Annotated in this window: 17 protein-coding genes; 11 read left to right on the top strand and 6 right to left on the bottom strand. The window is 71.6% G+C overall.

Annotated features, from left to right (window positions below; genetic code table 11):
- Window positions 1-11: 11 nt before the first annotated feature.
- From K6T13_RS04050 to K6T13_RS04065, 4 genes are all read right to left on the bottom strand, one after another.
- A complete protein-coding gene (locus K6T13_RS04050) occupies window positions 12-170 on the bottom strand; it encodes a hypothetical protein (protein WP_222897252.1) in 159 nt (52 codons plus the stop codon).
- Window positions 171-251: 81 nt separating this feature from the next.
- Entirely contained in the window at window positions 252-791 is a 540-nt protein-coding gene (locus K6T13_RS04055) for a YbaK/EbsC family protein (protein WP_222897253.1), read from the bottom strand.
- A 23-nt stretch (window positions 792-814) separates the two neighbouring features.
- Complete coding sequence (locus tag K6T13_RS04060) at window positions 815-1,087, bottom strand: hypothetical protein (RefSeq protein WP_222897254.1); 273 nt, start codon at window positions 1,085-1,087, stop codon at window positions 815-817.
- A 10-nt stretch (window positions 1,088-1,097) separates the two neighbouring features.
- Window positions 1,098-2,216 carry a PspC domain-containing protein gene (locus K6T13_RS04065; protein ID WP_222897255.1) on the bottom strand — a complete coding sequence of 373 codons (1,119 nt, stop codon included), beginning with the start codon at window positions 2,214-2,216 and terminating at the stop codon, window positions 1,098-1,100.
- A gap of 143 nt (window positions 2,217-2,359) precedes the next feature.
- On the opposite strand from K6T13_RS04065, the gene K6T13_RS04070 reads away from it, so the two are divergent.
- Both K6T13_RS04070 and K6T13_RS04075 read left to right on the top strand, forming a co-directional pair.
- Window positions 2,360-3,640, top strand: coding sequence for an ATP-binding protein (locus K6T13_RS04070; RefSeq protein WP_249423925.1), 1,281 nt, complete (start codon window positions 2,360-2,362; stop codon window positions 3,638-3,640).
- Window positions 3,630-4,289, top strand: coding sequence for a LuxR C-terminal-related transcriptional regulator (locus K6T13_RS04075; protein ID WP_222897257.1), 660 nt, complete (start codon window positions 3,630-3,632; stop codon window positions 4,287-4,289). The genes K6T13_RS04070 and K6T13_RS04075 overlap by 11 nt, the downstream gene beginning before the upstream one ends.
- A 23-nt stretch (window positions 4,290-4,312) precedes the next feature.
- Here the strand turns inward: K6T13_RS04075 and K6T13_RS04080 are convergent, their stop codons facing one another.
- Window positions 4,313-5,884 (bottom strand): alanine/glycine:cation symporter family protein, encoded by a 1,572-nt coding sequence (locus K6T13_RS04080; RefSeq protein ID WP_222897258.1) that lies wholly within the window; start codon window positions 5,882-5,884, stop codon window positions 4,313-4,315.
- A gap of 107 nt (window positions 5,885-5,991) precedes the next feature.
- On the opposite strand from K6T13_RS04080, the gene K6T13_RS04085 reads away from it, so the two are divergent.
- On the top strand, window positions 5,992-6,348 hold the full coding sequence (locus K6T13_RS04085; RefSeq protein ID WP_222897259.1) for a hypothetical protein: 357 nt from the start codon (window positions 5,992-5,994) through the stop codon (window positions 6,346-6,348).
- Between the two features lie 41 nt (window positions 6,349-6,389).
- A complete protein-coding gene (gene pcrA, locus K6T13_RS04090; protein WP_222897260.1) occupies window positions 6,390-8,825 on the top strand; it encodes a DNA helicase PcrA in 2,436 nt (811 codons plus the stop codon).
- A gap of 30 nt (window positions 8,826-8,855) precedes the next feature.
- On the opposite strand, the gene K6T13_RS04095 is transcribed toward pcrA, so the two are convergent.
- Window positions 8,856-9,728, bottom strand: a complete 873-nt coding sequence (locus K6T13_RS04095) for a M23 family metallopeptidase (RefSeq protein WP_222897261.1) — start codon at window positions 9,726-9,728, stop codon at window positions 8,856-8,858.
- Between the two features lie 201 nt (window positions 9,729-9,929).
- On the opposite strand from K6T13_RS04095, the gene icmB reads away from it, so the two are divergent.
- From icmB to K6T13_RS04130, 7 genes are all read left to right on the top strand, one after another.
- Window positions 9,930-10,358: a coenzyme B12-dependent isobutyryl CoA mutase small subunit gene (gene icmB, locus K6T13_RS04100; RefSeq protein WP_222897262.1), complete on the top strand. Its 429-nt coding sequence runs from the start codon at window positions 9,930-9,932 to the stop codon at window positions 10,356-10,358.
- 28 nt (window positions 10,359-10,386) lie between these two features.
- Window positions 10,387-11,466, top strand: coding sequence for an aromatic ring-hydroxylating oxygenase subunit alpha (locus K6T13_RS04105; RefSeq protein ID WP_222897263.1), 1,080 nt, complete (start codon window positions 10,387-10,389; stop codon window positions 11,464-11,466).
- 85 nt (window positions 11,467-11,551) lie between these two features.
- Complete coding sequence (locus tag K6T13_RS04110; protein ID WP_222897264.1) at window positions 11,552-11,992, top strand: SRPBCC family protein; 441 nt, start codon at window positions 11,552-11,554, stop codon at window positions 11,990-11,992.
- A gap of 106 nt (window positions 11,993-12,098) precedes the next feature.
- Window positions 12,099-13,274, top strand: a complete 1,176-nt coding sequence (gene sucC, locus K6T13_RS04115; RefSeq protein WP_222897265.1) for an ADP-forming succinate--CoA ligase subunit beta — start codon at window positions 12,099-12,101, stop codon at window positions 13,272-13,274.
- Between the two features lie 16 nt (window positions 13,275-13,290).
- Window positions 13,291-14,172 carry a succinate--CoA ligase subunit alpha gene (gene sucD / locus K6T13_RS04120; protein WP_222897266.1) on the top strand — a complete coding sequence of 294 codons (882 nt, stop codon included), beginning with the start codon at window positions 13,291-13,293 and terminating at the stop codon, window positions 14,170-14,172.
- A 111-nt stretch (window positions 14,173-14,283) separates the two neighbouring features.
- Window positions 14,284-15,003: a VOC family protein gene (locus K6T13_RS04125; protein ID WP_222897267.1), complete on the top strand. Its 720-nt coding sequence runs from the start codon at window positions 14,284-14,286 to the stop codon at window positions 15,001-15,003.
- Complete coding sequence (locus tag K6T13_RS04130; protein WP_222897268.1) at window positions 15,000-15,668, top strand: alpha/beta fold hydrolase; 669 nt, start codon at window positions 15,000-15,002, stop codon at window positions 15,666-15,668. Before K6T13_RS04125 ends, K6T13_RS04130 begins: the two co-directional genes overlap by 4 nt.
- The last annotated feature ends 1 nt before the right edge of the window (window position 15,669 follow it).

Consider the following 15,669-nt stretch of genomic DNA (forward strand, 5'->3'; position numbering starts at 1 on the left):
AGGGGAGGCGGTCAGCCCCCGGTGGGAGCGGAGGCGGCGGGGGACTGCTCGAGGCTGGGACGACCGGGCTGCCCGGGCTCCGAGGACGCCAGGTGGGTGAGGTGGATGGCCGACGGGAAGGCGAGCAGGAAAGCAGCCCCGATGACCAGGTCCTGCGCTCGTTGCGTCATGCCCCCACGGTCGCCGGCGTGGGCGACGGGGTAGGGAGCCGTGGGTGACGCCTCGGTGAATGCTGGCGGACGACTCGCGGCTCAGTGGGCCAGGTCGGCGACGACCTCGGCGCCGGGCAGCGCGGCCAGGACCCGGCCGGGCAGCAACAGCTTGGAACGGCGTACGCCGGAACCGATGAGCGCGACCTCCAGCTCGGCGGCTCGCGCGTCCACGAGCAGCCGCCAACCGGTCGGCAACCCGACGGGGGTGATCCCGCCGTACTCCATCCCGGACTCCTCGACCGCGCGCTCCATGGAGAGGAAGGAGCACTTGCGCACGTCGAGCAGCCGCTTCACCCGGTTGTTGACGTCGGCGCGGGTGTCGGCGCGGACCACGCAGGCGGCGATGCGCTCCACCCCCGCGCGCCGGCCCGCGACCACGACGCAGTTGGCTCCGGCCGCCAGCGGGACGTCGTAGGCCGCCGAGCACGCCTCGGTGTCGGCCAGCTCCGGGTCGATCTCCGCGACGCCGACCCGGTCGGAGTGCGGCCACGCGGTGAGCGTGGCCAGCACCGGGTCGGCGAGCAGGTCCGGCCGGTCGGTGGCCGGCCGGACCGTCAGGGTTCCGAGGGTGGGCAGCATCCGGCCACCCTAGGGGCCGCTGCTCAGGAGCGCCGTCGCGCCGCCACGACCATCGCCACCAGCCCCGCGCCGCCGGCGGCCACCCACGGGATCGGCATCAGCCAGCGGATGTCGTCGCCCACGACCGCGTCGGCGGCGATCAGGCCCCAGATCAGGACCAGCCCCAGGAAGGCGATGCCCATGACCAGGTGGCCGATGTTGAGGGGGTGGCGCCAGCCCGCGGCCGTCGCCGCGGGGTCGCCGTACGGCTCGTCAGCGGGGTAGCCGGAGGGCTCGGGGGTGTCGTAGTCGCTCATGTCGGTCTCCTCACTCGCTGCGGACGATGATCTCGCCGACCTGGATGTCGGCGTCGATGGTCAGCTCGGCTCCGGCGTCGCCAGTGCCTTCGTGGTAGCCGGTCGTGCTGACGCCGATGCCGCCACCATCGCGGTCGAACAGGTCGTAGCCGCCGGGCCCACCGATGTCGGCGAACACCTCGACGTCGAGCTCCTCCGGCACGATCACCTCGATCGACCCCACCTGGGCGGTCGTCTCGATGGTGCGGCCCGCCAGCCCCTCGGGGTCCTCGACGCCGCTGAGGTCGACCAGCATCTCGCCGGCGTCCAGCTCGTACCGGTCCTGCACCGAGGCGCTCGAGGTGGGGGCCACGACGACCTGCTCGCCCTCGAAGCTGTCGGAGGCGGTCGCGATGACCAGCACCACCGACCCGACGAGGCCGAGCGCGATGAGACCACCCGCGCGGCCCATCGTGGACCCGACCACCAGCATCGCGCCGATGATGCCCAGCGCCAGGGCCGGGTAGGCGGAGTCGGTGACGGCGACGCCCGCGGCCTCCACCAGGCCGAGCAGGCCCAGGGAGAAGGCGATCAGCGCCAGCGTGAACCAGAACAGGACCGGACCACGCTTGCGCGGGTCGCGGGGAGGGGCCACGTAGCCCCGGGTCGAAGGGCTCGAGTACGCCGTGCCCGGCTCGCCCGCGGCGTCGACCGTCTCCGGACCGCCGCGGCCGCTGCGGCTGAGCCACACGAAGACGATCAGCCCGAGGATCACCAGCGGCCAGGGGAACCAGAAGGCGCCCCACGAGTCGCCGACGAGCGCCAGGGCCGCGACGACGGCGATCCCGATGAGGGCGATGGTGCGGCTGCGCTCGTCGAGGTGGACCGGTGCCCGCGACGCGCCGTCCTCGGGCACCAGCGCCCAGGCGGCGGCGTACAGGATCAGGCCGGCGCCGCCGAAGAAGGCCAGCACCACGAAGGCCACGCGCAGGATGATCGGGTCGATGTCGAGGTGCCGGGCCAGCCCACCCGCGACACCGGCGACCTTGCGGTCGGTGGTCGTGCGTCGGAGCCGGCCCAGGTCGCGGACCTCGTCGCGGGAGACGCGCGGGCCCTCGTCGGTCGGGGCGTCAGGAGGTGTCGTCGTCATGGCACCAGCCTGTGGCCACGGGTCGGCCACCACCATCGGGGACGACCCTGATCCTGCCCGGTCGAGGTCCGTCGGCCCTCAGGGTCGGACCGGGGTCGAACCTCATGGTCGACCCCCGACCGCTGTGTGACGATGGACGGGAGATGACCGCCACCGCCACCGCGCCCGACAGCGCCCGCCGGGCGACCCGCGACAGCCGCCACCCGATCCTGGGCGGAGTCGCAGGCGGTCTCGCGCGCCACACGGGGATGCCGGTGCTGTGGGTCCGGGTCGGGTTCCTGGTCGCGACCACCCTGGGTGGCCTCGGGGTGTTCCTGTACGCCGCCTTCTGGCTGGTGCTCCCCAGCGACAACGCCTTCGAGACCGCTGCGCCCGGGATCGAGGGGGCCAGCCGCGAGGGACGCCGGCCGGGGCGGCTGAGACGGCTCGGCGACGTCGGCCCCGCCGTGGTCCTCGCCGTCCTCGGGGTAGGGGCGCTGCTGCTGGTCAACGCCGTGGTCGGTCAGGGGGTGCTGCTGTGGGCCGCGTTGCTCGGTGTGGGCGGCATCGCCCTGCTCTGGCGGCAGGCGGACGAGGCGCAGCGGGAGCGCTGGCTCGACTCCACCGGCCGGGTCGACCCCGTCCGGGTGGTGCTCGGCGACGGGGGCTGGGCGTCGTACGCCCGGATCGGCGCCGGTCTGCTGCTCGTGGTCGGTGCGCTCGCGCTCGTCGCCCTCCGGGAGGGTTCCCTCGAGCTGGCCGGCGACGTCGTGGGTCTCGCGCTGCTCGCGGTGATCGGCATCGGGATCGTGGTGGGTCCGTGGATCTACCGGCTGGCCGCCGAGCTGACCGCCGAACGCGCCGAGCGGGTCCGGACCCAGGACCGCGCCGACGTCGCGGCCCACCTCCACGACTCCGTCCTCCAGACGCTGGCGCTGATCCAGAAGAACGCCCACGACGGCCCGACGGTCGCCCGTCTCGCCCGGGCGCAGGAGCGCGACCTCCGGGCCTGGCTCTACGTCGGCGAGTCGACCGACGAGAGCACCGTCGCCGGGGCGCTGCGGCGGGTGGCGGCTGCGGTCGAGGACGCCCACGGCGTCGCGGTCGAGCTGGTCGTGGTGGGTGACCGGCCCTGGGACGAGACGGTCGGCGCGGTCGTCAGGGCCACGGGAGAGGCGCTGACCAACGCCGCCAAGCACGCGGGGGTCGACCGGGTCGACGTCTACGCCGAGGTGAGCGGTGCCTCCGTGGACGTCTTCGTCCGCGACCGCGGGGCAGGCTTCGACCCCGACGCGGTGCCGGCCGACCGCTACGGGCTGCGCCACAGCGTGCACGAGCGGATGGCACGCCACGGTGGGAGCGTCGAGGTCAGATCCACCCCTGGAGAGGGGACCGAGGTGCGGCTGCACCTACCGACCACAGGAGGTCCCGACGATGACCAGTGACGACCGCTCCGCTCCGATCACGGTGGTCCTCGTCGACGACCACGCGATGTTCCGCTCCGGCGTCCGCGGCGAGCTCGCCGGCAGCGACCTCGTCGAGGTCGTCGGCGAGGCCGGCGACGTCGACGCGGCGGCACGGGTGGTCGACGAGCACCGGCCCGACGTGGTCCTGCTCGACGTCCACCTCCCGGGAGGTGGCGGCGTCGGTGTGATGAAGCGCGCGACCAGCGCCGACACGCGCTACCTCGCGCTCAGCGTCTCCGACGCCGCCGAGGACGTCATCGGCACCATCCGCGGCGGCGCACGGGGCTACGTCACGAAGACGATCACCGGCCCCGAGCTGGTCGACGCGATCAGGCGGGTCGCCGACGGCGACGCGGTGTTCTCACCGCGGCTGGCCGGCTTCGTGCTCGACGCCTTCGCCGGGTCGATCGAGGTCGCGGCGGTCGACGAGGACCTCGACCGGCTGACCGAGCGGGAGCGCGAGGTGATGCGGCTGATCGCGCGGGGCTACGCCTACAAGGAGGTGGCCAGGGAGCTGTTCATCTCGATCAAGACGGTGGAGACCCACATGTCGTCGGTGCTCCGCAAGCTGCAGCTGTCCTCGCGCCACGAGCTGACGCGGTGGGCCTCCGACCGGCACCTGCTCTGAGGTGCCGGCCGGGGCCACGGGCCTCAGGTGGTGGCCCGCTCCTCCACCGGGACCTCCTTGATGGTGCCGTCCTTGATGCCCTGCCGCCACTTGCGGACCTCGTCGCGGACCTTCGGCAGCAGCAGGTAGCAGGCCAGCAGGTTGAAGATCGCGCAGACGAAGAGCATCGAGTCGGCGAAGTCGAGCACGGTGCCCAGCTCGACGACGGCACCGATGACGGTGAACACGCAGAAGAGCACCTTGAAGAAGTTCTCGCGTCCCGGGGTCTTGCCGACAAGGGTCGTCCACGCCCGCATCGTGTAGTAGGACCACGTGATCAGCGTCGAGAAGGCGAAGAGCGCCACCGCGAGGGCGAGCACGTTGTCGAAGCCCGGCAGCACCGTGTCGAAGGACCGCGAGGTCAGCACGACGCCGTTGTCGCTGGTGATCGGCTCGCCGACGAGGCTCCGGTAGTCGGTGCTGTCGGCGGCGATGACGATGGTCAGCGCCGTCATGGTGCAGATGATGACGGTGTCGATGAAGGGCTCGAGGAGGGCCACGAAGCCCTCGCTGACGGGGTTCTTGGTCTTGACCGCGGAGTGCACGATCGGCGCGGAGCCGACGCCGGCCTCGTTGGAGAACGCGGCACGCTGGAAGCCGATGATCAGCACACCGATCACGCCTCCGGTGATGCCCTCGGGGTTGAACGCGCCGCTGATGATGGAGCCGAAGGCGCTGGGCACGTCGCCGATGTTGATGATGATCACCAGCAGGCAGCCGATGATGTAGATGATCGCCATCAGCGGGACCAGCCGGCTGGTCACCCGGGCGATCGACTGCACGCCGCCGATGATCACGATGCCCACGAGACCGGCGAGGACGAGACCGAAGATGAGCGAGGCGCCGTCGGAGCCCAGCGGGCCGTCGACGCCGCCGGTGACCTCGACGGCCTGGGAGTAGGTCTGGTTGGCCTGGAAGGCGTTGCCGCCGAGGGCGCCGAAGAGGATGAGCGCCACGGCGAAGATGCCGACCGCGCCCTTGCTGACCACCGAGCCGAACCGCTCGAAGGCGACGGGCATGTAGCGGAACGGGCCGCCGGTGACCGAGCCGTCCTCGTGGACCTCGCGGTACTTCACCCCGAGGGTGCACTCGACGAACTTGGTGCACATGCCGAGCAGTCCGGCGAGGATCATCCAGAACGTCGCGCCGGGACCACCGACGGTGACGGCGACCGCGACACCGGCGATGTTGCCGAGCCCGACGGTGCCGGACACCGCGGAGGCGAGTGCCTGGAAGTGGGTGACCTCACCGGGGTCGCTCTGGCGGGAGTACTTGCCCTTGACCAGGTCGATGGACGTGCCCATCGAGCGGAACTGGATGCCCTTGAAGTAGACGGTGAAGATCGCGGCGGCGGCCACCAGCCAGAAGACGATGATCGGGAAGGTCGCCGGGCCGATGGTGACGGTGTAGAAGATCACCGAGCTCACCGCGTTGGACACCGGCTCGAAGCCGTCGCTGATCGCCTGCTCGAGGTCGCTCAGCCACCCTGATTCTTCCTGACCCCCTTCCGCTGCGAGATGGCGAACTGACTGCGGAAGGAGGTCCCCAGGATGCATGCGTGACACCCCACCGCATGGCGCGCCTTCTGTAAAGACCCGACACCCGACCGCAACCCGCGGACCCGACCGACGCAGCCGTGCCGGCGCCGCGTAGTTTCCCGACCATGGAGACCCTCCGGCTGATCCTGCTGTTCGTCCACGTGCTCGGCTTCGCCGCCCTCACCGGAGGACTGCTGGTGCAGCGGGGATCGTCCGCCAAGCAGGTCAACGCTGCGATGCGCGACGGTTCCGGCACCGCCGTGGTCGCCGGCCTGCTGCTGGTCGGTGTGCTGGAGGCGGGTGACGCCGAGGTCGACCACGTCAAGGTCGCCGTCAAGCTCGTCGTCGGGCTGGTCGTGCTCGGCCTCGTGATGGCCAACCTGCGCAAGCCGACGATCTCGCAGGGTCTCTACCTGACCCTGCTGGCGCTCACCACGCTCAACATCGCGGTGGCTGTCTTCTGGGCCCCCGCCCACACCTGAGCGTCCCCGGGGTCGGTGGGCGGCCGTAGGGTTGCGGTGAGATGAGTACGTCGGCACCGCTCCCCGGATTCGAGCACCTCACAGCTGACCGCGAGGCCCCCTCGGCCCGCCGCGGTCCGTCACGCGAGGAGCTCCTCGCGGGGCTCAACGAGCAGCAGCGCGCTGCGGTCGTCCACGCCGGTGCTCCGCTGCTCGTGGTGGCGGGCGCCGGCTCCGGCAAGACCCGGGTGCTGACCCGCCGGATCGCCTGGCTGGTGTCCGAGCGGGGGGCCCACCCGGGGTCGGTCCTCGCGATCACCTTCACCAACAAGGCCGCCGCCGAGATGAAGGAACGTGTCGAGGCCCTGGTCGGCCGACGCGCCCGGCTCATGTGGGTGAGCACCTTCCACTCCGCCTGCGTCCGGATCCTCCGCAAGGAGATCACGGTCCTCAACCAGGCCGGGCTCGACTTCAAGTCCAACTTCTCCATCTACGACGCCGCCGACTCCAAGCGGCTGATGACCCTCGTCGCGAAGGACCTCGACCTCGACCCGAAGCGCTTCCCGCCCAACGTGCTGCTCCACACGATGTCGAGCCACAAGAACGAGCTGCGCGACCACGAGGAGGTCGCGCGAGACGCACGCAACCACTTCGAGGAGAGCGTCGCCGCGGCGTACTCCCTCTACCAGCGCCGGCTCCACGAGGCCAACGCCCTCGACTTCGACGACCTGATCATGACCACGGTCCACCTGTTCGGGGCGTTCCCGGACGTGCGCGAGACCTACCGGCGCCGCTTCCGGCACGTGCTGGTCGACGAGTACCAGGACACCAACCACGCGCAGTACGCCCTGATCCAGCAGCTCTGCGGTCACGACCCGGAGGGCCTCGACCCTGCCGCGGAGCGGGTGCAGCCCAGCGAGCTCATGGTCGTCGGTGACGCCGACCAGTCGATCTACGCCTTCCGGGGGGCGACGATCCGCAACATCCTCGACTTCGAGCAGGACTTCCCCGACGCCACCACGATCCTGCTGGAGCAGAACTACCGGTCCACCCAGACGATCCTCGGTGCGGCCAACGCGGTGATCGGGCACAACAAGGGGCGCAAGCCCAAGCGGTTGTGGTCCGACGCCGGTGACGGCGCCCGCATCGTCGGCTACGTCGCCGACGACGAGCACGACGAGGCGAGGTTCGTCTCCGAGGAGATCGACCAGCTCACCGACCAGGGGGCGGCGCGGCCGGCCGACGTGGCGGTCTTCTACCGGACCAACGCACAGTCGCGGGTGTTCGAGGAGGTCTTCATCCGCACCGGCCAGCCCTACAAGGTGGTCGGCGGGGTCCGCTTCTACGAGCGGCGCGAGGTGCGCGACGCGCTGGCCTACCTGCGGATGCTGGTCAACCCGGCGGACGAGATCTCGCTGCGCCGCGTCCTCAACACGCCCAAGCGGGGCATCGGCGACCGCGCGGTCGGGTGCATCACCGCCCTCGCCGAGCGCGAGCGGATCATCTTCTGGGAGGCACTGCGCCGGGCCGAGGAGGCGCCCGGGCTGGCGTCGCGGTCCCTCAAGGCCATCACGGCGTTCGTCGGGATGGTCGAGGAGCTGCAGTCGATGGTCGACGCGGGGGAGCGGCCCGACGTGGTGCTCGAGTCGGTGCTCGACCGGTCCGGCTACCTCGCCGAGCTCGAGGCCTCCGACGACCCCCAGGACGAGACGCGGGTCGAGAACCTCGCCGAGCTCGTCGCCGTGGCGCGCGAGTTCGCCGACGACCCCGTGGCCGGTCCCAGTGCCGACCCCAGCGACGTGGACGCCGGCACGGTCGCCCCGGGCCTCGGCGACTTCCTGGAGCGGGTGGCCCTGGTGGCCGACGCCGACCAGATCCCCGACGCCACCGACGACCAGGGCGTGGTGACCCTGATGACCCTCCACACCGCCAAGGGACTGGAGTTCCCCGTGGTGTTCCTGACCGGCCTGGAGGACGGGGTCTTCCCCCACGCACGATCGCTGGGCGACCAGCCGGAGCTGGAGGAGGAGCGGCGGCTGGCCTACGTCGGCATCACCCGCGCCGAGCAACGCCTCTACCTCTCGCGCGCCGTGGTCCGGTCCGCGTGGGGGGCGCCCTCCCACAACCCGGCCTCGCGGTTCCTGGACGAGATGCCGGTCGACCTCGTCGACTGGCGACGTACCGAGGCGGCACAGGCGCAGTGGAACAGGCCGGACCTCGTGTCCCGCGGCCGGGTGGGACTCGGGACGCCGACCGCTGCCGGCCGGCGCAACTTCTCCTCGGCGGCCGCACGCGCCGACGCCGCCGCGAAGGCCAAGCAGCCCGCGCGGGAGATCCCGCGTCTCGAGCCCGGCGACCGGGTGCTCCACGACTCCTTCGGCATGGGCACCGTCGTCGCGCTGGAGGGCGCCGCCGACAACGCGGTCGCGTCGATCGACTTCGGGAGCGAGGGCGTCAAGCGGTTGCTGCTGCGTTACGCCCCGGTGGAGAAGCTGTAGGTGTCTTGATGTGAAGACGTGGCCTGGGACTCAGGGCGTGATGCCGTGGACCAGGAAGGCCTCGTAGGGGTCCACCGGGTCACCGCCGCCGGGGCGCACCTCGAGGTGGAGGTGGCTGCCGGTGACGTTGCCGGTGGAGCCGATGTAGCCGATGACCTCCCCGGCGCGGACCTCGTCGCCCTCGGAGACGCCGTAGCTGCTCTGGTGGCAGTACCAGATCTCCGTGCCGTCCTCGAGCGTGACCACGGTCTTGTTGCCGTAGGAGCCGTCGTAACCCACCGAGGTCACCACGCCGTTGGCGACCGACTTGATCTCCTGGCCCTCGTGGCCGTTGAAGTCGAGGCCGGTGTGGTAGTTGGCCCACAGGCCGTAGTCGCCGAACTCGGCGGTAGTGATCGAGGGGGAGACCGGCAGCACCCACTGGTTGAGCGCGATCTTGCGGGACTGGGCCTCGGCCTGCTTGGCGAACTGCGCCAGCGCGGCGTTGCGCTGCCGGGTCAGGGCCTCGGCCTCGGCGACCAGGTCGGCGTCGGCGGCGTCGGCGAGGGCGTCGCGGCGGGAGTCCCGGGACACGGTGCGGCGGCCCGCCAGGAGGTCGCTGCTGGACTGCGAGCTCGCGCCCCCGAGGGCGTTCGCAGCCAGGACCCGTCCTGAGGAGGCACCGGTGATGTCGTCGCTGGAGACGGTGACGGCGCCACCGGCCGAGATCGCCAGCGCGGCCACGCCGAGGAGGACGGGGACCGAGGGGAGCCCCCGGAAGAGGGGCCCGCGGGAGCCGGTGTGCTTGCTGGCGCGGCGCCGACCGGGTGCGGCGTGGCGCCGCGGTGAGGTCGCCGGGGTGGGGTCAGCCGCCGCCGGGGTGCGGCGACGAGGGGCGCGACTGTCCGCGCGGTGACTACCCATGAATGGCGGTGCTTCCGGTCGGGGGTCCAGAGACAACGAGGAGTGACTGTAACGGATCGGCAACGACGGGGAAAATCGTGACCGAGGCCTTTGTGGATGTCTCGTTACCCGGATGTCACCGTTCTGTGGATCTTCCCCGGGTCCGCACCGTGGTGGGTGGCCGGGATCACGCGTCGGCCGGTGTCGGATAGCCTGCGGGACATGACGTCCCCCAGCAGCGGCCGGATCAGGATCGTGGTCGGCAAGCCGGGCCTCGACGGTCACGACCGTGGCGCCAAGATCGTCGCCCGAGCCCTGCGCGACGCCGGTCACGAGGTGATCTACACCGGCCTCCACCAGACCCCCGAGCAGATCGTGGAGACGGCGATCCAGGAGGACGCCGACCTGATCGGGCTCTCCGTCCTCTCCGGCGCCCACATGACGCTGTTCCGCAAGCTCGTCGAGCTGCTCGCCGAGCGCGACGCCTCCGACATCGTGGTCTTCGGCGGCGGGATCATCCCGGAGGAGGACATCCCGGTGCTCGAGGAGCTGGGTGTCGCCAAGGTGTTCACCCCGGGCGCGCCCACCTACGAGATCACCGACTGGGTGCAGGCGCACTTCGCCGACCCGGATGCCGCCGCTGTCACCTGAGCCGGACCTCGGCTCCATGCTCCCCGCGGTGGCCTACACCTCCGCGGCCGTCCTCGCCTGGGAGCGGCGCCACCTGTACGCCGGCGGCTGGGTGTGCCTGGGGCGCCGGGACGAGCTGCTGGTCGACGGGACCACCCAGCGCGGGTGCGTGCTCGGCGACGTACCCGCACTGCTGACCGCGTCCGCCGACGGTCCCCGCCTGTTCGCCAACACCTGCCGCCACCGTGGTCACGAGCTGGTCCCCGACGGCGGCAGCTCCGCTCGCCCGGCGGTGACCTGCCCCTACCACGGCTGGGCCTACGACCTGTCCGGTGCGCTGCTGGCGGCGCCGGGCTACCCGCCGGAGCTGTCCCGGGAGCAGCACGGCCTGGTCGAGCTGCCGCTGGAGGAGTGGGGCGGCTTCCTCTTCGGGCACGGCCTGGACCCGCTCGGCTCGCCCGACGTCGTCCCGCTGGCCGACCAGCTCGGCGCCGTCGCCGACCTGCTCGCGCCGTACCGGCTCGCCGAGCTGCGCGTGGGCGCGCGGCACGGCTACGAGGTCGCGGCCAACTGGAAGGTGGTCGCGGAGAACTACCACGAGTGCTACCACTGCCCCGAGATCCACCCGGAGCTGTGCGCCGTGAGCCCGCCGACCTCGGGCGACAACTACGACCTGCCCGGATGGTGGGTGGGCGGGCGGATGGACCTGCGGCCGGGCACGGTGACGATGTCGCTCACCGGTGAGTCCGGGGGTCGGCCCATCGAGGGGGCGCCGCAGCGCACGGTCGAGTACCTGCACGTGCTGCCCAGCCTGCTGGTCTCGGCCCATCCCGACTACGTGATGACCCACCGCCTGCTGCCGCTGGAGCCGGGACGCACCTGGATCGAGTGCACGTGGCTGTTCCCACCCGCCTCCGACGGCACGCTGCCCGACCCGGCGTACGCCGTCGACTTCTGGGACCTGACCAACCGGCAGGACTGGGCGGCCTGCGAGTCGGTGCAGCGCGGGCTGGTGAGCCCCCACTTCCGGCCGGGGCCGTTCTCGCCGCGCGAGGACGCGGTCGCCCGCTTCGTCGGGCTCGTGGCGACCGCCTACGAGACCGGGGACGCGCCGCTCCGCCCTGCCTGAGCGGCGGACCCGCCGTCCCGCATGGCCGGGGTCGCCTCCGGGTACCCGGGCGACGACCTGGCGACGCGACGGTGGGAGGGCACGCATGAGCAGCAACACCCGGGTGATGGACTGCACGGTCGGCGACGTGTGGGAGATCCTCTCCGACGGGTGGCTCTACCCGCTGTTCGTCGTGGGGGCGTCCCGGATGCGGGTCGTGGACGGGGGTTGGCCATCGGAGGGGACCCGCCTCCACCACTCGGTGGGTGGTTGGCCCGCGCTGCTGGACGACACGACCGAGGCCCTCGAGTGCGAACCGCAGCGGCTGCTGCGGCTCTCGGCGCGGGCCTGGCCCGCCGGCAGGGCCGAGGTCACCTTCCGGACCCGGGCGCAGCGGAACCGCGTCGAGGTGGTCATCGAGGAGGATGCCGTGTCCGGTCCCGGGCGGATGGTGCCGTCCGTGGCCAGGCAGCCGCTGCTGCACTGGCGCAACGAGGAGACGTTGCGACGTCTGGCCCTGCTGGCGGAGCGTCGCGCGGCGGGCTGAGCACGGCCGGGGGTCCCGCGCCACCCGCTCTCGTCGTCACCCCGCCCACGCACTAGGGTGCCGATGGAATCCCCTCGCGTCGTGGAACAGGTAAGGACTGGGACCAGTGGACCTGATGGAGTACCAGGCGAAGGAGCTCTTCGCCAAGCACGGAGTGGCCGTCACGCTCGGCCGGACCGTCGAGACCCCGGAGGACGCGCGCGCCGCGGCCGAGGAGATCGGCGGCGTCAGCGTGGTGAAGGCCCAGGTCAAGGCCGGGGGTCGCGGCAAGGCCGGCGGCGTCAAGGTCGTGAAGACGCCGGAGGAGGCCGAGGAGGCCGCCCGCGCCATCCTCGACCTGGAGATCAAGGGCCTCCCGGTCAACCGGGTGCTCGTCGTGCCCGGAGCCTCCATCGAGGAGGAGTACTACTTCTCCTTCCTGCTCGACCGTTCCAACCGCACCTACCTCTGCATCGCCAGCGTCGAGGGCGGCGTCGAGATCGAGGAGGTCGCCAAGACCAACCCCGACGCCGTCAAGAAGATCCCGGTCGACGCCGGCAGCGGTGTCGACCGCGCCAAGGCGGAGGCGATCGTGGACGAGGCCGGCTTCCCGGCCGAGCTGCGCGACCAGGCCGTCGAGATGGTCCAGAACCTCTGGACCGTCTTCGTCGAGGAGGACGCCACCCTCGTCGAGGTCAACCCGCTCGCCCGGCTCTCCGGCGACAAGCTCGAGGCGCTCGACGGAAAGGTCTCCCTCGACGAGAACGCCGAGTTCCGGCACGAGGACCACGCGGCCTTCGTGATCCGCGAGGAGTCGGACCCGCTGGAGTCCAAGGCCAAGGACAAGGGCCTCAACTACGTCAAGCTCGACGGCGAGGTCGGGATCATCGGCAACGGCGCGGGGCTCGTGATGTCGACCCTCGACGTCGTGGCCTACGCCGGGGAGAAGCACGGCGGGGTCAAGCCGGCCAACTTCCTCGACATCGGCGGCGGCGCCAACGCGCAGGTCATGGCCGACGGTCTCGACGTGATCATCCACGACGCGCAGGTCAGGAGCGTCTTCGTCAACGTCTTCGGCGGCATCACCGCCTGCGACGAGGTCGCCAACGGCATCAAGGGCGCGCTGGAGATCCTCGGCGACGAGGCGAGCAAGCCGCTCGTCGTCCGTCTCGACGGCAACAACGTCGACAAGGGCCGCCAGATCCTCGAGGAGCTGGACCACCCGCTGGTCACGATGGTCGACACGATGGACGGCGCGGCCGACAAGGCCGCCGAGCTCGCACACTCGAACAACGCAGGCTGAAAGGCGAGAAGACCTCATGTCGATCTTCCTCAACAAGGACTCCAGGATCATCGTCCAGGGCATGACCGGTGGCATGGGCTCCAAGCACACCACCCTGATGCTCGACGCCGGCTCCAACATCGTCGGCGGGGTCAACGCCCGCAAGGCGGGCACCAGCGTGGAGCTGGCCGGCAAGGACCTGCCGGTCTTCGGCACCGTCAAGGAGGCGATGGCCGAGACCGGCGCCGACGTGTCGGTCGTCTTCGTCCCGCCGGCGTTCACCAAGGACGCCTGCATCGAGGCCATCGACGCGGGCATCGGCCTGCTGGTGGTCATCACCGAGGGCGTCCCGGTCCAGGACACCGCCGAGGTGTTCGCCTACCTCGAGGGCAAGTCGACCCGCATGATCGGCCCGAACTGCCCCGGCATCATCACGCCCGAGGAGTCGCTGGCCGGCATCACGCCCCACACCATCTGCGGCAAGGGCCCGATCGGCCTGGTCTCGAAGTCGGGCACGCTGACCTACCAGATGATGTTCGAGCTGCGCGACCACGGCATGTCCACCGCCATCGGCATCGGCGGCGACCCGGTCATCGGCACCACCCACATCGACGCGCTCGAGGCGTTCGAGAACGACCCCGAGACCAAGGCGATCGTGATGATCGGCGAGATCGGTGGCGACGCCGAGGAGCGGGCCGCGGCCTACATCAAGGACCACGTCACCAAGCCGGTCGTCGGCTACGTCGCCGGGTTCACCGCACCCGAGGGCAAGACGATGGGCCACGCCGGCGCCATCGTCTCCGGCTCGTCCGGCACAGCCGCGGCGAAGAAGGAGGCGCTCGAGGCGGTGGGCGTCAAGGTCGGCAAGACCCCCTCCGAGACCGCCGAGCTGATGCGGGAGATCGTCAAGAACCTCTGAGGCACCCTGCGTGCCTCCACGGCCGACGACCCGGGCTGTCCTGGCCGGGGTCGTCGGCCGTCGTCGTCAAACCGGTTGCCGCGGCCCCGGCCCGCACCTAGCGTCCGTGTCGTGCCCTGCACCCTGTCCGCCCTGGTGTTCGACGCCCACGACGCGCCGGCCCTGGCGCGGTTCTGGGGCGGTCTTCTCGGCTGGGAGTCCGAGGTCGACGACGAGGGGGTCGTGTCGCTGCTGCCGGCCGACGACACCGGCTTCCAGCTCGACTTCGCGCCGTCGGAGGAACCGAGACGCGGTCCCAACCAGATCCACCTGGACCTGACGAGCAATCTCTCGGCTCAGGAGGAGACCGTGGCGCGGGCGCTGGCGCTGGGTGCCAGCCACCTCGATGTCGGGCAGCGGCCCGAGGAGGGGCACGTCGTGCTCGCCGACCCGGAGGGCAACGCGTTCTGCGTCATCCCGGCCGGCAACAGCTTCCTGGCCGACTGCGGGTTCATCGGCGCCCTGGCCTGCGACGGCACCCAGGCGGTCGGCTACTTCTGGAGCAACGCGCTCGGGTGGCCGCTGGTCTGGGACCAGGACCAGGAGACGGCCATCCGCTCGCCGCACGGGGGTCCCAAGATCACCTGGGGCGGGCCACCGGTCGCGCCGAAGCTGGGGAAGAACCGGCTCCACCTCGACGTCGCGCCGCCGGTCGGGGTCACGCAACGTGCCGAGGTCGAGCGACTGATCTCCCTGGGGGCGACCCCTCTCGACATCGGTCAGGGCGACGTCAGCTGGGTCGTGATGGCCGATCCGGACGGCAACGAGTTCTGCGTGCTCACGCCCCGATGACCACCGGTCTGGTGCTGCCGAGCCCCTTCCTCGGACCGGCCGTCTACGCGTGGTTCGCCACGGCGCTGACCGAGCTCGGCGTCCCGACCCGGGTCGCGACGTACGACGGTCCGCCGGAGGCAGGTCGACTGGTCGAGCAGTGGTCGCGCCAGGCGGCCGACCTCCGTGACGCCGTGCTCGTCGCGCACAGCAACGCGGGGCTCCTCGCGCCGCTGGTCGCCCACGCGGTCGCGGGGTGCCGCACCGTGTTCGTGGACGCCGCCCTGCCAGCCGACGAAGGCAGGACGGCCCTGGCGCCGCCACCGCTGCGCCGGGCACTCGCCGACATCGCCGACGCCGACGGACTGCTCCCGCCCTGGACGCGGTGGTGGTCCCAGGAGGAGCTGACCGAGGTCCTGCCCGAGCCCTGGTCCGGGCAGGTGGGACCCCTGGTGCCGCGCGTGCCGCTGTCCTACGTCGAGGCGACGGTGGACCTCCCGGCCGGGTGGGCCGGGGGGCGGTGCGCCTACCTCGCACTGGGCGCCACGACGTACGCCGCCGAGATCGAGCGCGCCGGGGACCTGGGGTGGCCGGTCTCGGTGCTCCCGCACGCCGGGCACCTGCACGTGGTCGTGGCCCCGCACGAGACCGCGACCGCGGTGGTCGACCTGGCCGAGCGGTTGTGAG

This window comes from Nocardioides coralli, assembly GCF_019880385.1.
GTDB classification, from domain to species: Bacteria; Actinomycetota; Actinomycetes; order Propionibacteriales; family Nocardioidaceae; genus Nocardioides; species Nocardioides coralli.